This window comes from Oceanobacillus sp. MO10714A (assembly GCF_037072045.1).
In the GTDB taxonomy this organism is placed as follows: Bacteria; Bacillota; Bacilli; order Bacillales; family Amphibacillaceae; genus Oceanobacillus; species Oceanobacillus indicireducens.
This window is the reverse complement of sequence record NZ_JAXHDC010000109.1, coordinates 1-1,546: the sequence shown is the minus strand read 5'-3', so window position 1 is coordinate 1,546 and position 1,546 is coordinate 1. Positions and strand designations below refer to the sequence as shown.

General features: G+C 35.8%; 1 protein-coding gene. It reads left to right on the top strand.

The features are described from left to right. The first annotated feature begins 154 nt into the window (after window positions 1–154). Window positions 155–1,384: an IS4 family transposase gene (locus tag SPD53_RS19705; protein ID WP_336253573.1), complete on the top strand. Its 1,230-nt coding sequence runs from the start codon at window positions 155–157 to the stop codon at window positions 1,382–1,384. The last annotated feature ends 162 nt before the right edge of the window (window positions 1,385–1,546 follow it).

Genomic DNA, 1,546 nt, shown 5'->3' with positions numbered 1-1,546 from the left:
CACTAGCGTTGCATAAAGTTTTTCTACAAATGTCAAGAAAAATATTTAGTTGGAACATTAGGAATAATGGGAGTTTTCACTACAAAAGTCTATAAAAAACCTTATAATAAGGGAATGGTAGTCCTGTCCAAATCCCAAATTATAAGGAGAACTCATGGACAATCATACCATAAAAACTGTATTCAAGGAATACATTCATCCATTAGATTCAAAAGTCATTCAAAAAATGGTTGATCACGCTGGACTTGATAAGTATGTTAAAAAGCTAGATATACTAACTTTTACGAATGCTTTTATCTATGCGCAACTGAAAAATTTAGATAGTTTAAAACGAATAAGCAATACGATTAAACGCAAGAAAACAGTTCAAAGGCTGGTAGGTATTGAAAGTATTAGTAAGTCACAGCTTTCTCGAAAAAACAGAGACATTCCACACGAAATTTTTGAAGTGATTTTACATCATTTAATTCAGAAGTTGCACCATATACTTGGACCAAGAATGGTAAGTAAGGAACTTGGTAAACTTCATTTGATTGATTCATCAACGATATCCATGTGTCTCAGTCAATATGAATGGGCAGATTTTCGAGAAACAAAAGCTGGCGTGAAGATGCATACTTCCATTTCCTTTTGCGATGGCATTTCTTATCCAAATAAAGTAAATCTCAGTCCGGCAAGACCTGCGGATGAAACGCAGCTGGATGCACTGATTGTAGCGGATAAAAAAGTACTACATGTGTTCGACCGTGGCTATTTCAACTTTGAAAAGTTTGAAGCCTACTCGAAAGCTGGTATTCGTTTTGTGACACGAATTAAATCAAATACTGTTGTGCATGTCATCGAGGAAATGCCGGTTGACGATACTTCTCCAATCACTCGACATGCGATTATAAAGATTGGAAACATGAAGCATGAACTGCAATTAGTAGAGACCCGAGATAGTGAAGGGAATCAAATTAGAATCGTGTGTAATGATGCAAAGGTGAGTGCACAGGAAATAAGCGACCTTTACCGAAATCGTTGGCAAATTGAATTATTTTTCAAATGGGTAAAGCAACACCTTGTAATCAAAAAGTTGTATGGAAAAAGTGAAAATGCCGTATACAATCAGCTCTATCTAGCGATGATCACGTACTGTTTAACACTGCTTATGAAGAACAGAATAAGCTATAAAGGCACACTACTAGAGATGCTTCACTGGATTCGTGATTGCTGGGATAAATCAATGACGAATTTTATTTCCGAAGTGTTTAAACCCCCCGAAGGCACATCTAGAGGACGACGGCGGCAAGAACACGAACGAATCTTTGAAGAAACCCTAGCACAATATGAATTAGGAGAGATTTTTCATTTAGATAACTTGGTTTATGATCCACTCATTTAAATTGTATATAAAATTCAAAAATGGATGAAGGGCTACCTTTAAACCCTCGTTGTTCTTTTTTAATTTTATAGAAGGAATATATGACAGAATATTCGTCTAATTAAGTCGGGTAGCTAATCAAGATGGTTGACTTTCAGAAATAGTTTTAATGCAACGCTAGTG